This is a genomic window from Bacteroides sp. HPS0048 (assembly GCF_964240755.1).
GTDB lineage: Bacteria > Bacteroidota > Bacteroidia > Bacteroidales > Bacteroidaceae > Bacteroides > Bacteroides nordii.
This window is the reverse complement of the sequence record NZ_CAXSVC010000021.1, coordinates 1-23,908: the sequence shown is the minus strand read 5'-3', so window position 1 is coordinate 23,908 and position 23,908 is coordinate 1. Positions and strand designations below refer to the sequence as shown.

General features: G+C 43.2%; 16 protein-coding genes, 1 tRNA gene and 1 pseudogene. 2 read left to right on the top strand and 16 right to left on the bottom strand.

Features of this window, described 5'->3' with window-relative positions; translation table 11 throughout:
* Nucleotides 1–136 precede the first annotated feature (136 nt).
* From ACESQI_RS15955 to ACESQI_RS15910, 10 genes are all read right to left on the bottom strand, one after another.
* The gene (locus tag ACESQI_RS15955; RefSeq protein ID WP_005942618.1) at nt 137–652 is read right to left on the bottom strand and encodes a hypothetical protein; all 516 of its coding nucleotides are present in this window, start codon (nt 650–652) and stop codon (nt 137–139) included.
* Nucleotides 653–763: 111 nt separating this feature from the next.
* Nucleotides 764–1,237, bottom strand: coding sequence for a hypothetical protein (locus ACESQI_RS15950; protein ID WP_004312208.1), 474 nt, complete (start codon nt 1,235–1,237; stop codon nt 764–766).
* A 30-nt stretch (nt 1,238–1,267) separates the two neighbouring features.
* Complete coding sequence (locus ACESQI_RS15945; RefSeq protein WP_004292639.1) at nt 1,268–1,510, bottom strand: helix-turn-helix domain-containing protein; 243 nt, start codon at nt 1,508–1,510, stop codon at nt 1,268–1,270.
* A 233-nt stretch (nt 1,511–1,743) separates the two neighbouring features.
* Nucleotides 1,744–2,157 carry a hypothetical protein gene (locus ACESQI_RS15940; RefSeq protein WP_004312207.1) on the bottom strand — a complete coding sequence of 138 codons (414 nt, stop codon included), beginning with the start codon at nt 2,155–2,157 and terminating at the stop codon, nt 1,744–1,746.
* Nucleotides 2,154–2,774, bottom strand: a complete 621-nt coding sequence (locus tag ACESQI_RS15935) for a hypothetical protein (RefSeq protein ID WP_004312206.1) — start codon at nt 2,772–2,774, stop codon at nt 2,154–2,156. Before ACESQI_RS15935 ends, ACESQI_RS15940 begins: the two co-directional genes overlap by 4 nt.
* A 5-nt stretch (nt 2,775–2,779) precedes the next feature.
* Entirely contained in the window at nt 2,780–4,210 is a 1,431-nt protein-coding gene (locus ACESQI_RS15930; protein WP_004292637.1) for an ATP-binding protein, read from the bottom strand.
* Between the two features lie 309 nt (nt 4,211–4,519).
* On the bottom strand, nt 4,520–5,665 hold the full coding sequence (locus ACESQI_RS15925) for a site-specific integrase (protein ID WP_004292636.1): 1,146 nt from the start codon (nt 5,663–5,665) through the stop codon (nt 4,520–4,522).
* A 14-nt stretch (nt 5,666–5,679) separates the two neighbouring features.
* On the bottom strand, nt 5,680–6,822 hold the full coding sequence (locus ACESQI_RS15920) for a site-specific integrase (protein WP_004292635.1): 1,143 nt from the start codon (nt 6,820–6,822) through the stop codon (nt 5,680–5,682).
* 393 nt (nt 6,823–7,215) lie between these two features.
* A complete protein-coding gene (locus ACESQI_RS15915; protein WP_008778690.1) occupies nt 7,216–8,673 on the bottom strand; it encodes a radical SAM/SPASM domain-containing protein in 1,458 nt (485 codons plus the stop codon).
* A gap of 83 nt (nt 8,674–8,756) precedes the next feature.
* Nucleotides 8,757–8,915 (bottom strand): hypothetical protein, encoded by a 159-nt coding sequence (locus ACESQI_RS15910; RefSeq protein WP_005942605.1) that lies wholly within the window; start codon nt 8,913–8,915, stop codon nt 8,757–8,759.
* Between the two features lie 153 nt (nt 8,916–9,068).
* Here ACESQI_RS15910 and ACESQI_RS15905 point away from each other — a divergent pair.
* Both ACESQI_RS15905 and ACESQI_RS15900 read left to right on the top strand, forming a co-directional pair.
* A pseudogene (locus ACESQI_RS15905) lies at nt 9,069–9,561 on the top strand (transposase); the annotation flags it as partial.
* A gap of 306 nt (nt 9,562–9,867) precedes the next feature.
* Nucleotides 9,868–9,940: transfer RNA gene (locus ACESQI_RS15900), tRNA-Pro, on the top strand.
* A gap of 170 nt (nt 9,941–10,110) precedes the next feature.
* Here ACESQI_RS15900 and fucO read toward each other — a convergent pair.
* From fucO to ACESQI_RS15870, 6 genes are all read right to left on the bottom strand, one after another.
* The gene (fucO, locus tag ACESQI_RS15895; protein ID WP_007483768.1) at nt 10,111–11,265 is read right to left on the bottom strand and encodes a lactaldehyde reductase; all 1,155 of its coding nucleotides are present in this window, start codon (nt 11,263–11,265) and stop codon (nt 10,111–10,113) included.
* 9 nt (nt 11,266–11,274) lie between these two features.
* Nucleotides 11,275–14,541 (bottom strand): DUF4450 domain-containing protein, encoded by a 3,267-nt coding sequence (locus ACESQI_RS15890; RefSeq protein ID WP_373126553.1) that lies wholly within the window; start codon nt 14,539–14,541, stop codon nt 11,275–11,277.
* Nucleotides 14,542–14,694: 153 nt separating this feature from the next.
* Nucleotides 14,695–16,806 carry a hypothetical protein gene (locus ACESQI_RS15885; RefSeq protein WP_278511263.1) on the bottom strand — a complete coding sequence of 704 codons (2,112 nt, stop codon included), beginning with the start codon at nt 16,804–16,806 and terminating at the stop codon, nt 14,695–14,697.
* Between the two features lie 231 nt (nt 16,807–17,037).
* Nucleotides 17,038–19,119 (bottom strand): RagB/SusD family nutrient uptake outer membrane protein, encoded by a 2,082-nt coding sequence (locus ACESQI_RS15880; protein WP_278511260.1) that lies wholly within the window; start codon nt 19,117–19,119, stop codon nt 17,038–17,040.
* 11 nt (nt 19,120–19,130) lie between these two features.
* Nucleotides 19,131–22,373, bottom strand: a complete 3,243-nt coding sequence (locus ACESQI_RS15875; RefSeq protein ID WP_002559073.1) for a TonB-dependent receptor — start codon at nt 22,371–22,373, stop codon at nt 19,131–19,133.
* A gap of 240 nt (nt 22,374–22,613) precedes the next feature.
* Nucleotides 22,614–23,540: an AraC family transcriptional regulator gene (locus ACESQI_RS15870; protein ID WP_002559072.1), complete on the bottom strand. Its 927-nt coding sequence runs from the start codon at nt 23,538–23,540 to the stop codon at nt 22,614–22,616.
* Between the last annotated feature and the right edge of the window lie 368 nt (nt 23,541–23,908).

Here is a 23,908-nt window from a genome sequence, read left to right as displayed (position 1 = left end):
TTGTTTTATAAGGGTTAAGCGGTGCGAGCCTGCGAGCGCCGCCACCGGCGAACTGCCAGTGAGCCGCGAGAGCGCCAAGGGATGACTGACCGAAGGGAGGTGATACCTTGGCATATCTCGAAACTGAAAGACGTTTTCACCTCTCCTGCGGCGTGCCTCCGCTGCCGGATAAAATGCCATTCAAAGGCCGTTCAGATGCCGTTCGAATACCATTCAGGGCGGGATTGCAAAGGTTTACGACGTGGAAGTTCTGAAAGTCCGTCCATTCCTCGACACAGGTCATGGAAGCGACGGAAGCGGTTTTGGAAGCGTCCACCGCTATCATGCCCAGCTTTTCCATCGTTGCAAGGAGATTGCGGATTCTTTTTCTCCCTATGTTCCATTCCTCCGCGAGTCTGGTTTCCGAGAACTGGAACTGTCCGGGCTGCAATTCCTGCGGCCTGCGGAATGAATCGCCCCTGCCGGGGGACAGTCGCATCCGTGAGAGCAGGTCATAAAAAAGAGTATGGTTGCCGATTGTATTGCCGTCGTCATCTTTCGTTGTCCCTCCGAGCCATTCGATTGCCTCTGCGGTAAAGTGGATGCGGACTGTACGGAAGCCCTGCGGCTTTTTGAAAAGGGATGTTTCCTTGTTCCTCTTGTTTTCTTGCATAATTCAATAAAAAATAAGGGAATGGAGTATCGGAAAACCTACAACAGTTTCAATGAGATAGTGCGTGCGGGAGTTTCCTTGTCCGTCCGATACCCCGTTCCGGTTTTGACATCAGTTCCGGTTCACGTTGGCGGCGGGTTGGGATTGCAGGTGTCCCCGTGCGTCCTCCACCGCCTTGAAGTCGGAAGAGATTTTCATCAGCACGATGCTGACGCGGCAGAGCTGGCCGATGTCAACGAAATCCTTGACGGCTTCCAACAGTTTTTGCGCACGTTCCTGACGGTGTTTCATCACGGCCTCGTTACTTGTTCCGTTTTCTTTGGCAAGCCCGTGATTGAGAAAGCGGTTGACAGCCAACATGTCCGTCGCCTCAATCGTTGCGGTATCGCCGTTGCCCGTCCCGTAACCGACCATTACCCGTATGGAATCGGCCTCGTAGGGGGAACAGCCGCGAAGAAAGTCCAGAATGGTCTGTACCTTCGCGCTGATTACGGGTCTGCTCTCTTTCTTTCTCTGTTCCTTGTTCGGGGATTCCTGAACCGTGGCATTCCTGATACCCGGTTCCATGTTCTTTGAATTGTCCATAACTGCATTGTTCTAAAAAAGGTTGATGAATCATTTGTTTTTCTCATGTGTTACCAGATAGTGGGATGCCTCGCTGTCGATCTCGACCTGCGATTTCACCCGTACCCGTTTCAGCCATGCGTCGAGGTCTTCCTTGGCGAAGAAGCACAGCTTGCCGCCCGGCTTGTAGTAAGGGATTGCGCGGCGCATCATCATCTTGTAGAGATAGCTTGGCTTCAGTCCGAGGTAACGGGCTGCTTCCGTGGTGGTCATCAAATTACGTTCACTTTCCATATACGTTCATTTTTATTGTTACTTGTACTTTCGTAGAATCGGAATCTGCTGTTTTTTCAGACTTTTCCTTTCTTCTGTTTCCGATGCAAAGTTAAGTTTGCTCCAAGGTGGGCCAATGGGGGACGAATGGGGAAAGTGCATGAAAAGAAAATGCGCCATACCGTTGTGTATGAACGGTATAGCGCATAGCTATAATGGGAAGATACCGGGCTGAATGGGGAAACGACGGGCGGTTATGGGGTACCTTTCAGCCGTCTTGCGTTTTCAACGGCCTTGTCGATGGATTTGCGGAAATCTTGATTCTCTTTGGTGGCAGCATTGTTGCAAACATCGCTGCGGTGCTTGTCGTAGTAGGATTTGGATATGCCGCAGCGTTTCAGGAACTCTTCCGACCAGAGTTTCCCGCGCTCTCGCGGCCTGATGGTACGGGCGATGGAAAACACCATGTAACAGATGCGAAGGTTCTCTTTCGGGCGCACGATGACCTCCCGTTCGGTGGGTTTCAGGTTCAGGAAGTTCACGAAGTCGCTGCCCGACAGATACTCGAACTGGTAGTCGTTGCACACCTCGTAAATGAACAGGCACAGGGCGAGGTCAACGGTATCCATCCATGCGGTGGTCTCTTGCAGCAGGCCTGCACGGTTCATGGGTTGCCCTCCTTCACGCGTCTGATGTCGGAGATGATGCTTCCGGCGATTCCTTGCAGACGCTCCACCAGCACGTCGAGGAATACCGGTTTGAAGCACCAGACACAGAAATTCCGGTCACGCTCCTGCTGCCATTCCTTATATGATAGGTTTGCGTGTGCATGAGCTTGGTCATATTTTGCCTTTGCTACTCCGCACTCCGTGTCGAGCGACCTGTATTCTTCCGAATCCAGAGGCAGGAAATCCAACCGGTTACTCATTGCCGAATACTCGCGCCAAAGTTCTGTGGCGGCTGTTTTCGCTTCCTCGTACCGGTGTTCAAAGGGGCTTAGATATTCCTCGAAAAGGGCTTCAAAGTTCACTGTCTGCAACGGTGTCCTGTCGAGTGAAAGGTATTTGTTCGTTTCCGAAAGAAGGGAAGAAGAAAAGTCCAGAAGTTGTCCGGGGTTCTCCTTTACCAGACAGGCTGCCTCCTTGACAAGAAGGTTCGTGTCGTTGAAATCCTGATAGAACAGGGACGGCGGCAAGGCCTGTTCAAAAGACAAGACGCCTTGTCCGTAAGTTGCAAGAAGCGTGTTCACTTCGTGCAACCGTTGTGTTATTTGCCGTATCATCATAATCGTCAGGAATTGAAAAGGTCGTCCATCGTCACCTCGCTGTGGACGATGCTTCTGTTCTTGCCATTGGCCACACCATACGTCGTGATAAAGGTATGAACCAGTGTCTTGTTGGTCTTGGTAAGTTCCCTGAACAAACCGGAACGGTCACGCAACCGGCGTTCGTATTCGGGCTTGATACGGTATGTGTCCATGCAGAATTTCATCTCGCACAGGTGTATGATCCGGTCAGCCCGCTCTATTATCATGTCTATTTGTCCGCCGGGCATTCCTTCCTCCTTATTGGGCTTGACCTGCCATGTGGACAAGGATGTAGCCATGCCCCTTATTCCCAAAGCCGACTTGATCTGTTTATGATGTCTCATGCAGACAAGCTCGAAACTGCTACCCATCCAGTCGAATACATTTCCGGAATCAAGATGATTGCTCCACCATTCATCATCGTGTGAGAGGTTGTCGGCAAGGAACTTGAAATAGAACAGCGAAAAGAAATCCGTAAGCCTGTAAACGGCTCCGCGACGTTTGTTGCCGTACTGAAGCCATTTCTCTATCATATCGGACCTTTCAAGGTTTTTTATCGCCTTGGTTATGTTGCTGCTCTTCGATGATAGTGACTGGAATATGTCCTTGCTTGTCATTCCCGATTCGTGTTCGCTGAGTAGTTGTACGATTGACGTGTACAGGTCGGCATTGTCGAAAAGGGCGTTGTATAGCTCCTCGAACTCCAGTTTCAAAAGTGCGCCTTCATTGAAAAACAGCCGGTCTATATTCTGGGAAAGGCTCAACGCGGGGTCAAGAAGGCTGTAATAAAACGGAACACCGCCAAGCACCATGTATGTCTGGGTAAGCTGGTAACGATCCCATTCGATGCCTCTGGTAGCGAGATACCGCTCCGTCTCATTCAGGGTGAACGGGGACAGATGCAGGTTACACGTCACTCTGGCATGGAGGCCTCCCTTGTTGGCGACAATCTTGTCTTTCATCCATGAGGTCGCGGACCCCGTGGCGATAAGCATGATGTTCCGCTGTGACATGGCCCAGCCGTTCCAGAAGTTTTCAAGGGCCGACACGAATATGGATTTTCCCGAATCCATCCAAGGCATTTCATCTATGAACACAATCCGTTTACGGTCAGCGGGCAGGGACGACAGGTATTCTTCAAGGGCATAAAAGGCTTCATCCCAGTTGCTTAAATGGGAGAACTTTTTTCCCGAATAACTGTTGAGCACATTCAGGAAGTTGTTCAACTGTCTGCGGGTGGTCATTCCATGCGCACCGACATATTTGAAATCAAACTCCCGGTCGAAAAATTCTTCAATCAGGAATGTCTTTCCGATACGCCGCCTGCCGTAGACTATGACCAGCTCCGATCTGTCCGAGTTCAGGCATCTTTCCAGTTCCGCGTGTTCTTTGTCGCGGCCAATAAGTTTATCCATACTTTCATGTTTTGATGCAAAATTACGCATTTGGAATTGCCCAAGCAAATTTTAGAACCACTTATTTGATATTATCTATGAAATATTACGCTGTAAATTCAGATATAAGGTTTTGTGAGGTTTATGAACTGCGTCCATAAATCTGAAATTATCTATCTAAATCAAGAAGATAAGTTCAGGTTTATGTATCTGATAAACAGATATGCCGAGTTTTGACCTCTTCGGATTGAAATCTGGCCGGAAAGGTCAAAATTCGGCAATTATTCAAATAAGGCTGAAAACGGTGGTAATGGAGTACAACGCAGGATGTCAGCCAAATACGTTATCAACCAGATTCACCGCTTCAACTTTCTTGCTGTCAACGATTTTCGCGTAAATCTGCGTAGTCTTTACGTTGGCATGGCCGAGCAGCTTGCTCGTGGTATAAAGATCCGCACCGAGGGTAAGCATCATTGTGGCGAACGTGTGGCGGCTCGTGTGATAGGTGATTTTTTTATTGATTCCTGCCGTTGCCATCCATTTGGCCAGTACCTTGTTGATATTGGGTTCTGCCGGGAGTCCGGCAAAGACATGCAGCCCGTCTTCCGCACCGTTCCTTTCAGGCAGCCAACGGACGGCATGGCGGGAAAGAGGCAAGTAAATCGGTGTGGTAGTTTTTTGCATCACGGTTGACATCCGGTATTGTTCCCCGTCCTGAACAATATCTTTCCATCGTAAGGCATAAACATCGCTCAACCTCAAACCGCAGTAACAGGCGAAAAGGTAGGCACGTTTCACGTCTTCGCGGGGGCATTCCGTGTCAATCAGAACTTTTATTTCGTCAATGGTCAGGTATTCCCGTTTGGATTCCGGCACCTTGATACGTTCTGTGGCTGCAAGTGTCATTATCGGGTTCTCCGGGATAACCTCGGCACGGACGGCGGCGTTGAGTGCGGTGGAGAAATAACCCACGTAGTCCGCTGCACTCTTGGGTGAAAGCGGCTTGTCCCACCGGGTCTTGTAGGTGTGCTGAATCCAGTCGATGAAACCCAGACACCAGTCCTTGTCAATCTCTCTCATCTTCACCTTTTTCTTGTAAAGGGGAAGTAACCGGCAGACTGTTCGTAACAGTTTCAGTCCTCTCGCGCCTTTTCGTTCCTGTTCGGCAAGATAGGCTTCCATCCAGTCGTCCAGTAGCATTTTGGAACGGACGGATGTCTTTTTCAGTCCGGCCTTCGAGTGAGTCAGTTCGATGATGCGTTTTGATTTGATGGCCTCTACCGCCGCTTTTGTGGCCCGGTTCTGCTCCTTGACCATAGGATTGATTTCGGGCAACAGATACAGTTTCAAGAACTCGTAACTGCGTTTTCCGTCAACATAGATGTCGAGATAATAGGATTCCGAACCGTCGGCGAGCTTCTTCGTGCGCACCTTTACCGGTTCCTTGAGTCTGGTCGATTTCTTTGTTGTTGCCATATATAATAATGTATTTAGAATGCGTCGTCAACCAAGGTGATTGCATCGTCCTTTTTCTTGTCTACTATTTTTGCATAAACCTGTGTGGCACGCACGGAACGGTGGCCGAGGATTTTGGAAACGGTATAGATGTCCGCTCCGAGCGTCAGCAGCAGCACCGCACATGAATGACGTGCCGTGTGGAATGTCACGTTCTTCTTTACGCCTGCCTTATCAGCCCAGTTCTTGAGACTGACACAAAGGTTGCTTGTATTGGGCAGCCCTCCAAAGACAAGGCCATCCGGTGTACAGCCATTACGTTCCGGCAACCATTTTACCGCTTGGGACGAAAGGGGGATATAAACGGGATTGGTGGTCTTTGTCATTACTACCGACACGAGCCATTGCCCGCCTGATATGGAAATGTCACGCCAACGCAATTTCCGTATGTCACTGATACGAAGTCCGCAAAAACAGGAAAACAGGTATGCCTGCCGTACCTGCTCGTTAAAAAATGGCGTGGCTATCATTTTCTTTATCTCCTCGATGGTCAGAAAATCCCGTTTGCTTTCGGGAACTTTGATTTTCTCGGTCATCTCCAGTTTGTACCAAGGATTTGATTCAATCAGTCTCTCACGTACAGCCTCGTTCAAAGCGGTACGCAAAGTGGTATAATAGGAATGAGCCGTCTTGGGAGTAATCTGTTTTCCCCATGCGGTCTTGCAGGAAGAACGAAGCCAGTCGATATAATCAATGTAAAACTGTCTGTCCACATCACAGAGCCTGACATCTGCACGGAATTTCAGCAAGTTTTTACGGGCGTTGTCGATTCCGTTCAGGTCGCGTGCTTCCCGGTGTTCGTGGTTCTTGCGGACAATGGTCATCCAGTCGGACAGCAGCATATCGGAAGATTTGCTTTCCGGTACTGTTCCCACCTTCGCATTGAGCAGGGCTTCTGTCCGTTCTCGCTGAATATCTTCCGCCTTGCGGAGTGTCTGCGCATTTTGCCGCCTTGCTTTGGCAGATGTTTCCGGCATGAGGTAGAGTTGCAGAAACTCGTACTCATGCCCGCCGTCTACACTACGGTCAAGAAACAGGGATAAACGTCCGTCCGCCAGTTTACGGTGACGTAACTTGAACGGAGATTTCTCTATTAATGATTTCTTTTTTCTTCCCATTGTATATCAATGATTTATATCCATATACAAAGGTAACAAATAATCCGGATATAAGTATCGTTTTAGGTAACAAAAATGTCGAATAATAGAGATTTTTAAGGAATACAACAGAAATCATCATTAGTTAATAATACATTGATAATCAGTATTTATATAGATTTTATCTGTTTTTATTTTCCCTTCGTTTCAATACATTGGCTAATGGACTACAGTCTATTATTGGGATATTCAGTAAATGTGCCTCCTAATAAGATATCATATTCAATGATTTCAAAACAGCTTCTCAATTGTATGCAGAAAAATAGATAGTGAAAAAGTTATATGAGTTTTTTCAAGATATATCCTATCTTCTATAAGCATCCGATAAAGCACCTGTATAAATTATAGAACCATTCATTGAAACCGCTCTTTGTACTCTTTATGTAGTCTTTTGGTAAGGAATGCAACTTCACAGAAGTGTTTGCTTATTTTAAACATATCACCATTGTTTTCATTGAAATTTCGTTGAATACACATAGAACAATAATTCCTTGCTTCACATTTTAAGCATTGTGGAAAATCGCCATGTGTGATATTCCTTAATTTTGAAAAGGCTTCAGATTCATTCCAAATTTGTTTTAAAGGCTGTTGGTTTACATTACCAATAATCATAGATTGCCATCCGGGACAAGGATAAATGTCTCCATTCTCAGCAATGCAAAAACTATTTAAACCAACGCCACATAAAGGTTGTTTAGCATATTTCTCAATATCTAAGTTTTCAAGATAAGGACGTTGTTTTTTTACCCATTCTGAGTAATCAATATCAAATTCTATGATATCTCTAATAACCTGTTCTGTTTCTTTGATGGAAAGTCTGTTTTGAAGATTTTTAGTATTAAAATCAGCTTCAGCCATCATTATATAGTCAGTGAAAGCCTTTATTTGTAGAGAGTGAGCATATTTTAAGATTTCCTTGTATCCATCTTTATTTGCTTTCATCAATGGACAGGATATTTGAACTGGAATGTCAGCAGCAACAAGTTTTTCAATGGCCTCTCTTGTTTTCTTATGTGAACCTTTTAAAGTTGTAATTTTATCATGAATTTCAGGATTCATGCTATACAAAGATGCTTGTATATATGAAACATTTGCAGCTTTTATGAAAGGAATTTGTACATCTTTTAATGCCACAAGATTTGAGAGTATACAAATTTGAAGGTCTTTTTTTCTACAATACTGTAATATTCTTATAATATCTTTATGCAAAAAGACTTCTCCTCCACTTAATGTTACGTGTAGCCCACCCATATCAGAAAATTGGTCAATGATATGACATGCTTGTTCATATGTCATATCACTTCCATTATTTTTTTTAGCGTTAGGAATATAGCAATGTATACATCGTTCATTACATCGACTTGTTAATTCAAACTGTATTGATTTAAGATGCGGCTTCTTTTTATCAGCAGCAAGTATATAATCTTGAGTTGTTTCTGGAACCTCATCCTCGGTAACTTGGGTAAAATCACTCACTTTATTTTTCATATTACCTAGAGAATATGAAAACTCAATATCTTTGCTGTCACATTCTACCGCTGTTAAACCAGTAATTAGAAATAAATGTTTTTCTAGATCAAGTATAAACTTCAAGAAATCGTTTCTGAGTTTTTCTTTCGTAACACTGTCATCATATATTTGAGAAAGATGTTCGATTATCTCATCAACTTCTTTTGCTTCACGTGAAATCATTCTTAAGAAATCAGCACCAGTTTCGTTATACAATCGATCTTTTCTGGTCATTTGATTTGTTATATATCCTTTATTATCAAAGAATCTTATAAATGTATTTTTGCTTTGCCTAACTAACATAGTTACTTTGTTTGGTATTTACAATAACAAAAGCCGATGTGCACATAAATAGCACATCGACCTTAAGATTTTTGATTAATTAATCAACCTCCATAATCACAAATGTAACAATTTTCACCATCAGGATCACCATAATTACTTGGACATCCTGCTGCATAGGAACCTTTTGGAGAATTCTTTGCTTCAATTTTCACCTCTTGGTACACTTTCTTAACAATTGTTCCTGATTCTTTTTCTTCCATAGAAATTATTTGATAAATAGTGTTGTATTTATGAATTTAAGTATTCAAATATATAATGAATCATTAAGAAAATCAAGTTTTTGAAAGATTTTATTGCTGACACATGTTTTTTATCATTTGAATCAAATCTATCGATCTCGATGCGGGGGCGATAGATTTTCTAACTTGGAAGTGTTTGCTCTCAATATAGCTTCTGAATCCATTGGCATTGACAGCGAATCCCTTTTATTTGTTGAGTTAAGAGAGTATCAATCAGAGATTCTGCACTTGATATCCTGTAGGCAATACGAAAATTCACAGCCTCTCTTGATGCTGCCATTCGTAAAAAGATAACAGAAACTATGAATGGTAGTGAAGACCACTTCTGTGTAGATTCAAAATCGATAGAAATCTGTCGTTCAGTTCGTGCCAGACGATGTCTATGGGCACAAAAATATAGAAAAAACTCCATCGATTGGACATTGTACATTACAAGAGGGTTATTATTAGGGTTATAAGTTACATGCCGTGTGTGAGTTGAGTGATGTTATTTACTCCTTTGGCTTGACAAAAGCAAGCGTACATGATATTCATTGTCAAAAATATAGGAAAACTGACATTGGCATGCTTTGCCAAAGCAAGAAAAAGAATAGAAACTTTATTCTCTTAGTTTTGTAATCTGTTTATGATTGAACGAAATTATGCGAAAGACATAGAAGGATTGTTTACTCTATTTCTTTATTGACAATTAGTATAAAAAATGATGAAAATATTTGTAGAAATCGAACCTTCTATCTATCTTTGCATCGTCAAAAAGATAATGATTGTCGAATTGATAAAGAAAAGCGATGAATTTAGTGTAAAGCTAATTCGATGGTTTTCATAAGATATAAAGCTAAAAGATGCTGTCAATTAGGGAATTAGGATAAGCCAAATCAAAAGGTTCGATTCCTGGTGGCACCACTTAAAGCAGCGGAATGTAGCGCAGTTGGTAGCGCACTACGTTCGGGACGTAGGGGTCGGGCGTTCGAGTCGCCTCATTCCGACTAATTAGTAGATAAGCCACTCTTTATGAGTGGCTTATCTGTTTTTAGGAAAAATTATCAGAAGTACATTGGGATGGCTATCAAAAGCAGTTACCTTCGCTTCACAAAACAAAACATCCGAACATGCATATGTGCATATCCGGATGTCCGTACTAAACCAACAATCAACTTTAAAATGCTTTGCGATAGAGTGCTTCAATATCTTCTACAGAAGTAGGACGTGGATTCCCCCCCGTACATACATCATTAAAAGCCGCTACGGCTAAAGCCGGGATATCTTCTTCCTTCACATTGATTTCATGCAATTTCTGAGGGATATTGATACTCAGAGAAAGGGCTTTTACAGCTTCAATAGCAGCTTTTACGCCCTCCGCTTCGGTCATACCTTCCGTATCTACCCCCATCGCTTCTGCAATCCGGATATATTTTGATGCAGCCGGAGATTCAGCATTATATTCCATTACATAAGGCAAAAGCAAAGCATTGGCTACACCATGCGGAGTGTCATAAAAAGCGCCTAACGGATGAGCCATAGAGTGAACAATGCCCAGACCTACATTAGAAAATCCCATACCGGCAATATATTGTGCCTGCGACATAGCTTCGCGGGCGGCAGTATCTTTTCCGTTATCTACGGCAGCTTTCAGATTCTGAGCAATCATTTCAATAGCTTTCAGCTCGAACATATCACTCATTGCCCAGGCTCCCGGAGTAATAAAGCTTTCAATAGCATGAGTCAATGCATCCATTCCGGTAGCAGCTGTCAACCCCTTCGGCATAGAGTACATCAATTCCGGGTCAACAATGGCAACAGCGGGAATGTCATTAGGATCAACACATACCATCTTCTTCTTAGCTTCTTCATCGATAATCACATAATTGATGGTTACCTCAGCAGCCGTTCCGGCAGTAGTAGGCAATGCAAAGGTAGGCACAGCCTTGTGTTTTGTGTCGGCAACACCTTCCAGAGATTTCACATCGGCAAACTCCGGATTATTCACCACAATACCAATACCTTTAGCAGTATCTATAGAAGAGCCACCACCCAGAGCTACAATAAAGTCGGCTCCGGAAGCCTTATAAGCCTTCACACCATTCTGTACATTGGCAATAGTCGGGTTTGCTTTAACGTCACTGTAGAGTTCATAAGGAATGTTATTAACTTCAAACACTTTGATAACCTCAGCAGCCACCCCAAATTTAATAAGATCTTTGTCTGTGACAAAGAAAGCTTTCCTGAATCCACGACGGGCAGCCTCTACAGCAATTACACTACGGCAGCCGGCTCCGAAATAGGATGTTTCATTTAATACAATACGGTTCATAATTTCATTTTATTTTTGTAAGGTGATTCCCATTATTCCGATGACAACATCGTTTGACAACGTCTCCAGCGTCAGGCTCTTTAGCTCTTTATGCGGATCGAGCAACATATCAAGTAGTACTCCGGCACCTCCGTCGATAGGCCGGCCGTAAACCCCTGCAATATTCAAGTCCTTTTCAAGATTATTACTAACCAGTCCCGATTTGAAATGCAAACGATACGGACGAGGCGTTTGAAGACAAAAAGCAATCCCGTCTACATAGAAGTCCTGTTCGATAGGACACCAGTTGTCCGGATTTATAAGTTCCAACACTTCTGAAGTGCCATCTGCATAATGTACACGAATAACCCCATTGGCAATGTGGCACTGCATATGATTGGTACTTCCTGCCAACAGCAGATAGGCATGGGATGCTTTCCCGGTGAGCGGTATAGTCAGACTATCAGGATAATTGTCCCATAAAGAGGTAAAGGCGATATTCTTTCCTTCGGCAGGGGTACGAAAAGGAACACCCAAACTGGTAGATAACAATCCGCTACGAACCTGAGCCCGTATCCCTGAGTCATCAATATCAGCAGTCAGTGTAGGATGGCACCACTCACCTATTCCCTGTTTGGGAAGCTGTAAGGTTGTATAAGGAGAACGCGGAGAAAGATATTCATTCCGATATATATCCGTAACCGATGCATTGAATACCATCTCCATGTTAACCGGTTCACAAACAGCGGTCTTCACCCGGGTAAATGAAGGCATAACCGATACATCCTCTTGCTTTATATTCACATCGACAGGTTGCCACCATTGCATTTGCCCTTGTTGTACATGTACAAAGAATGTATGATGTCCCGACTGACCGGATACTTTTCCTTTCAATACGCTCTTATCAATTGAAGAAGTTGTAAACACTCCCTGCGGATCATATAGTTTATTCAAAACAACTCCTTTCAAGGCAGGTAAAGACAAGTCCTGGTTGGGAAGCAGTTCTGACCCACCTTCGAAAACAGAACAAAGCGCATCTCCTCCCCAAACAATCTCAATGACTGCATTCCGAACAATGACAGGAGCCATCACAGCTATCACCGGATGCCCGGAAGCTGATTCTATAAATTCCCATTTAGCAGATTGTCCATTCACCTTCACCGATTCTATATTTTCCCGAAGGGCATTTACCTGTAAAGTGATCGCCAACGGGATTGTAAAATGTTGTTCAATCTTATAAGTATCCTTCATCCCTTTACGCCGGAAGCTATAAGCAATATCCGGAGTAGAGAGAGCTGCCTTCTCCCAATCCATAGGAAAACCGGGACGGATCAAAATCCGCCCGTTCATTGCATCGGGCAAGATGCCAAACAAGCCTTGAACCAGCAAGCGGGAAGCAACTCCAATCGGATCACCGAAATCGCGGTAACACTCTCCACGTGCAGCATCATAAAAGCTGATCTGTCCGAAATTGCCGGGGCTATCTCCCAGATACATACCATCAAGTACGGAACTCTTCATCAGTTTATATCCCGCTTCGGCACGACCCGCTTGAAAATAAGCCAATGCTGTATGCATTACCTCAGCAAAAGCCACATTGTTAATACTCCATGAATAAGGCAACCAATTCGTGGTCGAAACCGTTGCATACCCTTCGTCGTTCAATCCTTCGCCACGAACCGGTATATGAGGGATTTCCGTATCTACATAACGTGTCGCCTGATAGGCCTGAAAAGGATCCGCCACCTCACTGTCGAGTGCATGATAGATGGTCCATACCCCCGCAGATTCATGCAAACGGCGATGTCCCATGAAATCCTGATATTCGGCCCAATGACCTTTATCAGATAACCAGAGGCGGTCATTGAGGGCTTTCAGTATTTTCTCTGCTTCGGCACGGTAAGGTGCAGGATTCTCTCCTATCTTCTCTGCAATAAGGGCAGCCAGTTTATTAGCCCTGTAATTGTAGGCTGATGAATGAGTGACAGCACCACTATTATAATACAGCGCATCGCTGGCCCAAATACAGGCATATGCATCATAAAGCCCGTCATTATCGGGATCGTAATTCAGTTTTTCCCACGCCAGATGACGAACAAGTACCGGCCACATCTGACGGGCATATGCAACATCCCCTGTCCAGTTAAAGTGCCAGAGGAGTTCATCAATATAGCAAAGATTCATGTCATAGTGATGCATCTGATCGTTCTTGCGGGGATTACGGCAAATATATCCATTACTATATTGAGGGGTTCCCCAACGCTTTTCAGACCGTGCCAGATTCAGTACAGAATCCTGAGCCGGATGAGGGATCGTATTCGGGACTTCAGTTACCTGACTGGCAGCATACGCATCGAAGTGCGTCCGGGCACGATCATGCCAGCCAAGCGCGTCTCCGGTATAAGCAGCACGCCAGCCACTAAGTGGCATACGCCATCCCACGGCACCATGTAGCCATACTTCACCATCCCAGATACCATCGGCAGCTACGGCAAGCGCTCCTCCCAATGTATTAAGATAGACATCAGGTGTTTCCACATGAACACGGGAAGCCAGCGTAGCACGTGCCTGTTCGGCGGCATCATACAAGCGATGGCCCTCTTTCTTATCCAGTAGTTGCAGAGAAAAGTCTTCAAATAATAAATAACTCGTGCCATTTTTCAAACGGATATCATGACACTGCATCTGTTGAGGATCGGCAGGTGCCTCAAAGCTATCTGCCGGATCGGCTCCCATGTCCCCATTACGATTCAATCGCCGTGCTTTTATTTCAGAAATAATGGCAGTAAGCACAGCACCGGAAGAAAACCCCGAAGGTTCTATCTTCCAGATAGCTCCATCAGCCTCCGGCAAAGCCAAGGCAGAAATACGAAGTTCTCCTTTCCCCCAATTCGGATCTGTAAGATGATATGTCCGGCGTCCAGGTGTGTAACGTGCCTCACAATAAGCCACAGAATCCAGCATCACTGAGTAATCAGCAGGTATAGAAAGTCTGAAACGGATGTTTTTACTATTTCGCTTATCATAGGTAGCAAACACAGGACGGTCACTTGTTTCCAAGCGAAAAGCAGAAGAGCTACCATAAAGTGCGCGAGTATAACGATTCTTACCGTTCACACAAACAAAATCGTCCCCTTCGGGACGGTACTGCAGACTACGGGCAGCCCCACGCTTATGATCATTATAAGAAGTTGATTCAATAAAGTCGCCTATTCGTTTCACCGTCCCCTGTGCCATAACACAACCAAACGACAAACCGAAAAAGGCTAACAACATAAAAGATAAGTATCGAAGCATGAAAGTAGTGATTAGTGAGTAGTGATAAGTGAGTAGTGATTAGTGATTGTTAATGAGTGATTAGTGATAAGTGGTTAGTGATAAGTGGTTAGTAGGCTGCGCTGTCATCCCGCACGGCACTAATCACTTATCACTAATCACTCATCACTATTTCTACGGCATCGGCTTCAGTCCTTCCCAACGTACATTCCACGTTCCGTCCTTCGGGAAGCCCGGATTCTCCGTCTGACAACCATCCCAACCGGCACACATCATAGCCACTGCGGTCAACAAGCCACCATTTCCCGGCAGATAAACCCGCAAACGGCCATCCTGATAATTGTGTCCATTTACCAAATACGTATTGGTACGTTTATCCATCAGTAAAGCACCTACTGCTTTTTCCGGTTCACCCAGACGGGCAGCATTCATAGCCGTCATAGGATAGTCCCATCCCCAGGTCTTACCCCAGTTCCAGTTGTCCCATATCCAGTGCAGAGTATTTTTCATATAGTCATCGCGAATCAGCTTATTCATCGGCAAAATACCCACAGCACCCAGCACCGCCATGTGGTCGGAAGTAAAACGAATATCTTTGTAAGTATCAGTTGCTGTTTCGGCAGCCAAATACAACTTATCTTCATTATAGGCCAATGGAGAAAGTTTATCAATCATTTCATCCCACTCTAAATTACGTTTTTCGCCGGCACGTTCACGCCATTTCTGCGCTGTCTCCATGGCAAAATGCCAATATGATAACTCAAAAGGAGGATTTACAGTTTCGGCAGCCCGAAGCGTTTCTTGTGCCGGAATGGCTCCTTTCAATACAAAACGGCCTTCCAATTCATCATATGTAGCAAAGGAATACATAAACTGAGCAGTCTCCTGTACGAGTCGATTGTACTTCTTTATCACTTCATCCGACGGATGATTACGATACAATAATTCGGCCAGATAAATAAAGTGCGGTTGTTGCCAAATCAGGAAACTACCCACCTTAGACGGTGCTTCTGTCCCACTCGGATCGGTCATCTTCATCCAGCGTACTCCATCGAAACCTTGTCTACGAGCTATTTCACGGGCAACAGGTTCTACTGTTTCATACCAACCCAATGTACGATCAAGCAATTCTGCACGGTTCCACAATGCAAACTGAGCCTGATGCCACCAAATCATTTCGAGATGAAACTTGCCAAACCAGGAGTTGTAAGTCAGCCCAGTCTCTTGTGGAGGGGTTGTTCCGGCACATTGGATAGCAAGAAGATATTGACTCAATACCACACGGCGTTCCAATTCCTTGGCACGGGTATCCGTACAGGCAGAAAAGTCAACTGCCGCACCATTTTTCCAGAAAGCAGTCCAATATTCAGCAGCCTTTTGTTCGGTTTGTACTGCAGTTGCAGTCTCCGTAGAGGCTCCTTCCGGTGTGAAAGCACAAGTAAAAGCCAATGTATCTTCTTCGGGAGTAAGCACAAAGTAATTTTTATCCTTTTCGCCAAAGAGAGCTTTACCTTCCCAGCGAATCGTAACATAATAAGTAGTAGCATCCAGCGTCCGCTTCAGCACAACCTGTTGCCCGTCTTGACTAACAATAGTGGTAGAATGTCTATCATTAGCATCCCACTGACAGGCATCATCACAATGTCCGCCTGTCGGATACGGAAAACGGAAGTTCACAGCCGGATGTGCAGCAGAACGAACAACGGCTGCCAGCATATCTGCTTCGGGGTGACAAACCGTTTGTACTTCAACGGGAGTCCCATTTAACTTGAAGTTACTATTGACAGCTCCTTTCCAGAGATCAAGTGTCTGTTTCACATCTGTAATCTGCGAAAGTGAGGAAGAGTCGCGTCCAAAATCAAAACCTACCATCCCTAAATGAAGACGATGTGGATTCACACGAAACCAGTTGGCAGCTTCTTTCTGACGTCCTGCTTCATTGAACTGTACGGAATAAGGTTCCATGCGGCCACGGCCAAAATCATAATCTTTCAGGGTTTCTTCATGTTTATAAGCTTCCGGATTGGTAAACTCATGCCACCCCCATTGGCTTTGTGTACCTAAAGGTACACCTTTTGTATAGAGCTCCGGATATGTCTGCAAACCGGTAGCATCTACAGTATATGCAAATTCACCGTTTCCAACTGACAGGGATGCAAGAGAATCAAAAGCTGTTACCTGAGGAGAATTGCGATTAACAAGTGCCTCACGGTCAATGGGCGTTTGCTTCTTCGAGCCGCAGCTTACCAATGTCAATGCAAGCAAAGAATAAAACAGTTTTTTCATGGTATTTAATATAGTTGATAAAAATTCAGGATGTTGATGAGTACAAAGATAAAGGTTTCTATAGGATTTTTCTCTGTACAGATTGGCAGAAAGACTAAGAGATTTGCTTTACTGCCCCCCAAAAGACACCTATAAAGAATCTATCGGAGAAAAAAATCCTCTGCCACCGAAATAGATTAGCGACAGAGGATCTGATTTATTGTGAACTTAAATCACAAAAGAAAGAATTGATTATTTATATCCGGGATGTTGTGTCAGATTCGGATTGTCAACCAGTGGGTGACCGGCAGACTTAGCTGCAAAAGGCAACAATTCTGAACAGTTTTCCTTATAGCCATAGTAAAGACCGTCACTACCGTCAGCAGCTTCAATCCAGTCGGGATATTTACCACCGTTTTCTGCAGAGCCTGTAGGTTTCTGATAAATGATCTTACCAATTTGCAGTGCATTGAAGCCTTTGCCAAAGCCTACAGCCTTACGAGCATTACCATTGAACGTGCTGGTATAGGCTTCAAACATATTAACCGGGTACCATTTATCGCCTGCATTTACTGCAATACCGTGTGCACGAACAATTTCAGCCAGTTTAGTCTGGAATACATCATATTCAGCTTTATTGGTAGGCACAGCTTTTGCTACTGCAATTTCGTTATCATCGGTCAATTCAATATAATCAATTGCCAGGAAAGTATCGCCATAAGTCTGTGCATCTTTATGGAACTTATACAAACGATATACCGGCACATCTGCATATTTGTTCTTACGATCAGAAAGGTCTTTCATCGCTTGTTTTGTTGCTGCCAATTCTTTGGCAATACGTCCCATACGGATCAAATCTGTACGTAGTGAAAGTTCTCCGCCAAATTCCCATTTACGTTCCTGAGCCAAAGCATCCTCAAATTCCTGCGGATCAGTAGGTATTGGTAACGACCCTACACCGGCACGATCACGAATCTCTTTTAAAGCATCCTTAGCTGGCTGAGTCGGAGCACCATTCAAGTAGTTCTGAGCTTCGGCATACATCAGCAATACATCAGAGTAACGTATGATAGGAATATTTACATTACGTTTGTTTGCATCAGATTCGGGTGCCACACACCAGGGGATACGGAATTTACCCGACATGATACATGAATAAGTAGTACCTACGTCCACCCAGGTATCATTGCTGGCACCACCTTCCAGAAAATAAATACTGTAAGAAGTACAAGTCACATCCCGGCGTGTATCACCTTCTTCAAAAGACAAATAGTAAGTAGGCAAAATGAATTGCATCGCCTTACGGGAACCATACGTACCACCTCTGGTACCCGGATGTGCATACAAACCAAACTTTGAGTTCGTCGTTGCTCCATACTGTGCCAAACTCCAAAGAATCTCTTTATTCAAACTGGTGAATTTACGCTGACAATAATTATACCATAAATTCTGAAAGCCACTCATTCCACCTTCTGCCTGAACCAGTGAGTTCTGTCCATGCTCTATGATATCGCTACAAGCTTTGTCGGCTATCTGATAAAGTTCACGTACACGAGCTTCATCACTACGACGGGAAACTTTCAATGTAGCCGGATCATTCGTTTCAAGATTCCAACGCAATGAATAACCTCCGGCATAAAGAGCCACACGTGCCAACAGTGCCAAAGTGCTCTGTTTGGTTAAACGTTCGGTAGTAGCAAAACCACTTTCTTCGAACCAGGGCATATAATTTGCAGCAGTCTGCAAGTCTGAAACGATACGGTCATAAATGACATCACGAGACGTACGTTTAGGATAGAAAGTCGATTCATCATCCGGATCCATATCTTCCAGAGGTTGCCAGTTTGCAGGAACATCACCATAAATGCTAATCAGATTAAGATAGGCAAAAGCACGCAGTGCAAGAGCTTCACCCAACAAAGAGTTACGCTTGGTAGTCTCCGGCATCATATTCAGATTCTTGATGGCAATATTAGTTGCCTCAATAGCACCGTACTCTTCATTGTAAAGCGTAGTTACGGTATAAGGAGAGGTTGAATCATAAAACCAGTTACAAATATTGTATTTTCCGTTGTTAGTAGTACCGTCCTCACTGGAGTGAGTTACAGTTTCACCTGCCATCAACTGATAGACCATTTCGGTAGGAATAATCCCCCGATAACAACCTGTCACGAATAATTCGGCAGCTTCCTCATTTTTAAATACTGTTTCAGAATCGGCTGATGTATAAGAAGGCATTTCGAGCCAGTCTGCACATGACGTCATTCCCATGGAAAGTGCCATTACAGACAAAATGACTAATTTCTTTTTTGTATTGAATAATCTCTTTTTCATAATGCTTAAGTTTAGAATGTTAAGTTAAGACCAATGACGTAACTTCTTGAACGCGGATAAGTAGAACTGTCATATCCCGGTGTACAAACAACCTGGTCATTGCCAGCAGAAACCTCAGGGTCATAACCGGAGTAACCGGTAATCGTTGCCAAATTATTGGCTGTGAAATAAAGACGTGCATTAGAAATCATAAACTTCTTCAGCCATACTTTGGGCAATGTATAGCCCAGTGTCACTTGTGCAATACGCAGGTAAGAACCATCTTCCACATAATATGAAGAAGGATAAGTGATATAACCGGAATTTGTTTTACTCAGATTCCATGTGGCAGAAGCCTCATTCGGATTCAGTTCTTTATAACGCTCCAAAGTAGTAGCCTGTTTGCCGGTCTGCGGATCGATCATGCGATAGTAGTGATCGCCAAATTCAGTAGGTACATTCTGGAAAGCAGCATAAGGGCTCATACTGTGTTTGGTGGCATTGTAAACATCATTACCAATAGAGAATTTCATGAAAACGCTCAAATCAAATCCGTGATAACTAAAGGTATTATTGAATCCTCCAATACAGTCAGGAGTACCATTACCAATCTTAGTCTCTTTTTTAGTGAACTGAGGGTTGCCGTCTTTATCCACACCATTCGCAGCAAACTTAATATCACCCGGTTGCGGTGTTCCCTTTTCAGGTCTGACAACACCATCTTTCAGCGCCAATTTACCGTCTGTACCCTGAACAAAATCATCCGTTGTATACACACCTTCATAAATATAGCCATACATATCGCCTAAACTTTCACCTACTTTTGCATAATAGTTCACCATACCCGAACGGTTACTGCCGACAGAGAAAGTCTTGCTCTCGATCCCGTTCTCCAAAGAAAGAACCTTCGAGCGGTTGAAAGCCAGGTTCAAATCACTGGTCCAACGGAAATCTTTGGTCTGTATATTCACCGTATTGATTGAAACTTCCCAACCGCGGTTACGTATCTTACCAATGTTTTGGAATTGATTCTTATAACCGGTTGAAGAAGGAATCACACTCTTCAACAACAGGTTGTCTACTTGGTTGTTATACCATTCAGCAGTAATATTCAAGCGACTATTGAAGAAAGATAAGTCCAAACCAATATTAGTAGAACGCATAGTCTCCCATTTCAATTTCTTATTTCCTAAAGTTTCATCTACAATATAAACAGGAGAGCCTACCGTATTATTCATCGGATAATCAGACTCTTTAAAAGAAGTGACATACATGTAATCGCTAATGTTACAGTTACCCGTTGTACCGTAACCTACACGTAACTTAAAGCTATTGACAACATCTGCCACTTTATTATCTTTCCAGAAGCCTTCTTCCGAAATACGCCATGCACCGGATACCGAAGGAAAAATACCCCATTTGTTACCTTTTGCAAATCTGGAAGAACCGTCACCACGAACCGTACCAGTCAACAAATAACGCTCATCAAAGGAGTAATTTACACGTGCGAAAGCAGAAACAATCCCATTACGCGAATGGCTTACCGATTTTGATTTTACGGTAGCATTATCAATCTTATCCAACCCAAAGATATTAGGATAAGGGAACTTAGTAAGTTCCATTTTATTTCCTTCAGATTCAGAATAAGTGACTTCATGTCCCAACAATACATTTACCTTATGTTTTTTGGCAAATGTCTGATTATAATTCAGCGTATTGGTGATTTGCCATTTATAAGATTCTTTGTTTTCAATGCTACCATTCATACCCGTGTTCTGATCCATCAGATAGGAAGTAGAGTTTTCATCAGCAAAAGAAGTAGACTTGGAATTTGTCCAGGTATAACTACCGGCTGTACGCCAGGTAAAGTATTTCAGAATATCAATTTCAAGACCTGCATTGACCGTATAAATACGAGAACGTTTGTTAGAAGTGGAAGCCTCGTTTTGTACAAGCGGATTGGCTGTATCGAAGCTGGAATCCAAGGCAGAAAAGTCCGGATAAGTCTGTGTATGTAGCAATTCATCCTGAGTAAAAAGCGTACCACCAATAATGGGTTGAAGCAATACATTCTTCATACCCGAGTAAGCACCGCCACCATCAACTGAATTGTTAGAAAACATCGTGTTCACATCCACACGTACACCTTTATAAAGTTCTGAATTGACTTTAGCACGAAAAGCGCTTTTCTTCATACCATGATTAGCCAGCAAACCATCCTGTCCGTTGAAGTTGTAACTCAACATTACTTGAGTTTTCTCTGTACCGGCAGTCACATTTACATTATGAGACTGAGTCAGGGCAGAGCCACCAAAAACCTCATCCTGCCAGTCGAGAGTAGAAACTCCGGCATAGCGATCAGCAATACGACCATAAGCACCGGTGTAAAAATCAGGAGCATCCACACCTAAACTATTATCGAAAACATTACTGTAGTTAGCCAATCCACCCTGAAGTGCTGCCAACTCATACTGATATTTTGTAAACTGCTCAGCATTAGACATCATATCCAGTTTCTTGGAAAGTTTGTCAAACGAGAAATAAGTATTATAAGTCACCTGTGTTTTGCCTTTCTTCCCCGATTTTGTAGTAATCAGAATAATACCGTTTGAACCCCGCGCCCCATAAATAGCCGTAGAAGAAGCATCTTTCAAGATATCGATATTCTCAATATCATTAATGTCAATGTTTGTTAGTGCATCTTCCATCTCAAATCCATCTACAATATAAAGAGGTTTGGTACTTTGCGTAATAGAGGTACCACCACGCACCGTCACTTCCACTTTTGCACCCGGTGCACCACCGGCAGTCACGATATTCACACCGGCTGCTTTACCTTGCAAGGCTTGCGCTGCAGTCATTACAGGTACAGCTGCCAATTCCCCTGCCGAAACAGAAGAGGTAGCTCCTGTAAGATCTCTACGTTTTACTTTCGCATAACCGATAGCCACTACTTCGTCCAGCATCACACTGGATTCTTTTAATGTAATATCAAAGTGAGTTTTACTGCCGATTAATACAGTCTGATTGTCATAGCCTACAAATGAAACAACCAACTCCTTGGCAGAAGCGGGTACCGAGAGTTTAAAATTACCATCAATATCGGTAATCGTACCGACAGAGTTGTTGCCTTTCACAGTTACAGAAGCACCAATCACCACGTCCATCGCATCGCGAACCGTACCGGTAATTGTCTTGTTCTGAGCAAAAATGCTTAGAGGGCAGCTTATTAACAGAAGCATCAATAAGCAGAGGTTTTTGCGTAAGATTCTCATAGATTATTAATATATAATTTGATAATAAATAAATTCAAGTTTAACAAAGCATGCTCCGTTATCGAACACAGATTTTGTGTCTGCAAATATAAGGGGTCTTATAATCTACAGATATGCAACTTTTGACAGAAACACTTTCATTTTTGATTTTCCTTAAGAAAATATGCGCTTTTTAAGCCATAAAACAGCAGAAAAAGAGACAGTTAATAATCATTCTGATTTTCAACTGTCCTTTTTGATTTAATCGATTTCTTCTTCTGAAACATCCGTTTCGCGTCCAAAAGAGCGATATTCCAACGGAGTAAAACCTGTACGTTTTTTGAATAATGAGAAAAAATGCTCAGTAGATTTGTAATCGAGCATAAAAGAAATTTCTTTAACTGATTGGGAGGTCCCCACCAGCAGTTGTTTTGCTTTGCGTAATTTCAATTCCTGGAAGTATTTTGCCGGAGCATAGCCCGTATAGTCTTTAAACACCTTGCGGAACCACGAATAACTAATATTCAGTTTCATTGCTAATTCCTCCGGATCAATATCCTTAAAGACATTTTCATTCATAATAATTTTAGCTTGTTCAATCTTCTGGTCTACATCTCCTACCTCAAAAATCTTATTCTTCGAAATAGAAAGAATCATCCCAAGCATATGCATTACAATACCCGAAAGATATTGCTGAGCTGAAATCTTATCCTGCTCTGCAATCTCCAATGCACGGGAGAAGAGCGAAACCAACTCTTCATTTAATCCAACTTCAAGAACTTGATTGTCTTTAGATAAGAAGCCCTCTCCGAACAAATTATTAACTACCGGGCCTTCAAAACCAATATAATATTCATTCCAGCCGGTTTGCTGATAAGGGTGATACGTATGCCATTGTCCCGGGAAAAGCACCATTAACCGTCCTTTACAAACTTGCTTTTCGGGGGTTGTTTCCGAAGTAAATAAGCCTCGTCCTTTCGTTATATATACTATTTGATATTCGCGCAGAATACGACCTTTGCTGGTATTAAAAAAATAACCGGAAGGATGATTTTTCAATGGATAAGGGGAGTCCGGCAAAATAGACTGAAAACCCACAGTATTGACCCACAAACCGAACTTGCGATCCATATCATTTACTATCAGATACTTGAATTCAACTCCTAAATCGTTATAATTCTTAGTCATACGTACCCTATCATAATATATAAATAGTAAGAAACAACAGACAAAGATAAAAATAATCTTCTAAAAACACTACTATTTAATTCAGAAATGAAAAAAATTGAATCTACCGATGTTAGCTGGTCACAAAACGATCAATAAAATATAGCTTTATCATCTATTTTTCATTAACACAATTAACACTATTCTTTAACTATAGATTTTACACATGCAAAAGTGTACACTTTTGTATACATAAAGTACGTACTTTTATCATACAAAAGTGGTTCTTCTTCAATTTAGTTGAAAAAGACATGACTATGCCTGTATTCACTTTACACATTTTGGTTAATATCTACTGTTTTCCTTCACAGTTTCTTGATTGTTTTACT

Excerpts from the sequence above, each read along its gene's own strand:
- ACESQI_RS15955 (WP_005942618.1), bottom strand. The coding sequence starts at position 652 with ATGCAAGAAAACAAGAGGAACAAGGAAACATCCCTTTTCAAAAAGCCG.
- ACESQI_RS15950 (WP_004312208.1), bottom strand. The coding sequence starts at position 1,237 with ATGGACAATTCAAAGAACATGGAACCGGGTATCAGGAATGCCACGGTT.
- ACESQI_RS15945 (WP_004292639.1), bottom strand. The coding sequence starts at position 1,510 with ATGGAAAGTGAACGTAATTTGATGACCACCACGGAAGCAGCCCGTTAC.
- ACESQI_RS15940 (WP_004312207.1), bottom strand. The coding sequence starts at position 2,157 with ATGAACCGTGCAGGCCTGCTGCAAGAGACCACCGCATGGATGGATACC.
- ACESQI_RS15935 (WP_004312206.1), bottom strand. The coding sequence starts at position 2,774 with ATGATGATACGGCAAATAACACAACGGTTGCACGAAGTGAACACGCTT.
- ACESQI_RS15930 (WP_004292637.1), bottom strand. The coding sequence starts at position 4,210 with ATGGATAAACTTATTGGCCGCGACAAAGAACACGCGGAACTGGAAAGA.
- ACESQI_RS15925 (WP_004292636.1), bottom strand. The coding sequence starts at position 5,665 with ATGGCAACAACAAAGAAATCGACCAGACTCAAGGAACCGGTAAAGGTG.
- ACESQI_RS15920 (WP_004292635.1), bottom strand. The coding sequence starts at position 6,822 with ATGGGAAGAAAAAAGAAATCATTAATAGAGAAATCTCCGTTCAAGTTA.
- ACESQI_RS15915 (WP_008778690.1), bottom strand. The coding sequence starts at position 8,673 with ATGTTAGTTAGGCAAAGCAAAAATACATTTATAAGATTCTTTGATAAT.
- ACESQI_RS15910 (WP_005942605.1), bottom strand. The coding sequence starts at position 8,915 with ATGGAAGAAAAAGAATCAGGAACAATTGTTAAGAAAGTGTACCAAGAG.
- fucO (WP_007483768.1), bottom strand. The coding sequence starts at position 11,265 with ATGAACCGTATTGTATTAAATGAAACATCCTATTTCGGAGCCGGCTGC.
- ACESQI_RS15890 (WP_373126553.1), bottom strand. The coding sequence starts at position 14,541 with ATGCTTCGATACTTATCTTTTATGTTGTTAGCCTTTTTCGGTTTGTCG.
- ACESQI_RS15885 (WP_278511263.1), bottom strand. The coding sequence starts at position 16,806 with ATGAAAAAACTGTTTTATTCTTTGCTTGCATTGACATTGGTAAGCTGC.
- ACESQI_RS15880 (WP_278511260.1), bottom strand. The coding sequence starts at position 19,119 with ATGAAAAAGAGATTATTCAATACAAAAAAGAAATTAGTCATTTTGTCT.
- ACESQI_RS15875 (WP_002559073.1), bottom strand. The coding sequence starts at position 22,373 with ATGAGAATCTTACGCAAAAACCTCTGCTTATTGATGCTTCTGTTAATA.
- ACESQI_RS15870 (WP_002559072.1), bottom strand. The coding sequence starts at position 23,540 with ATGACTAAGAATTATAACGATTTAGGAGTTGAATTCAAGTATCTGATA.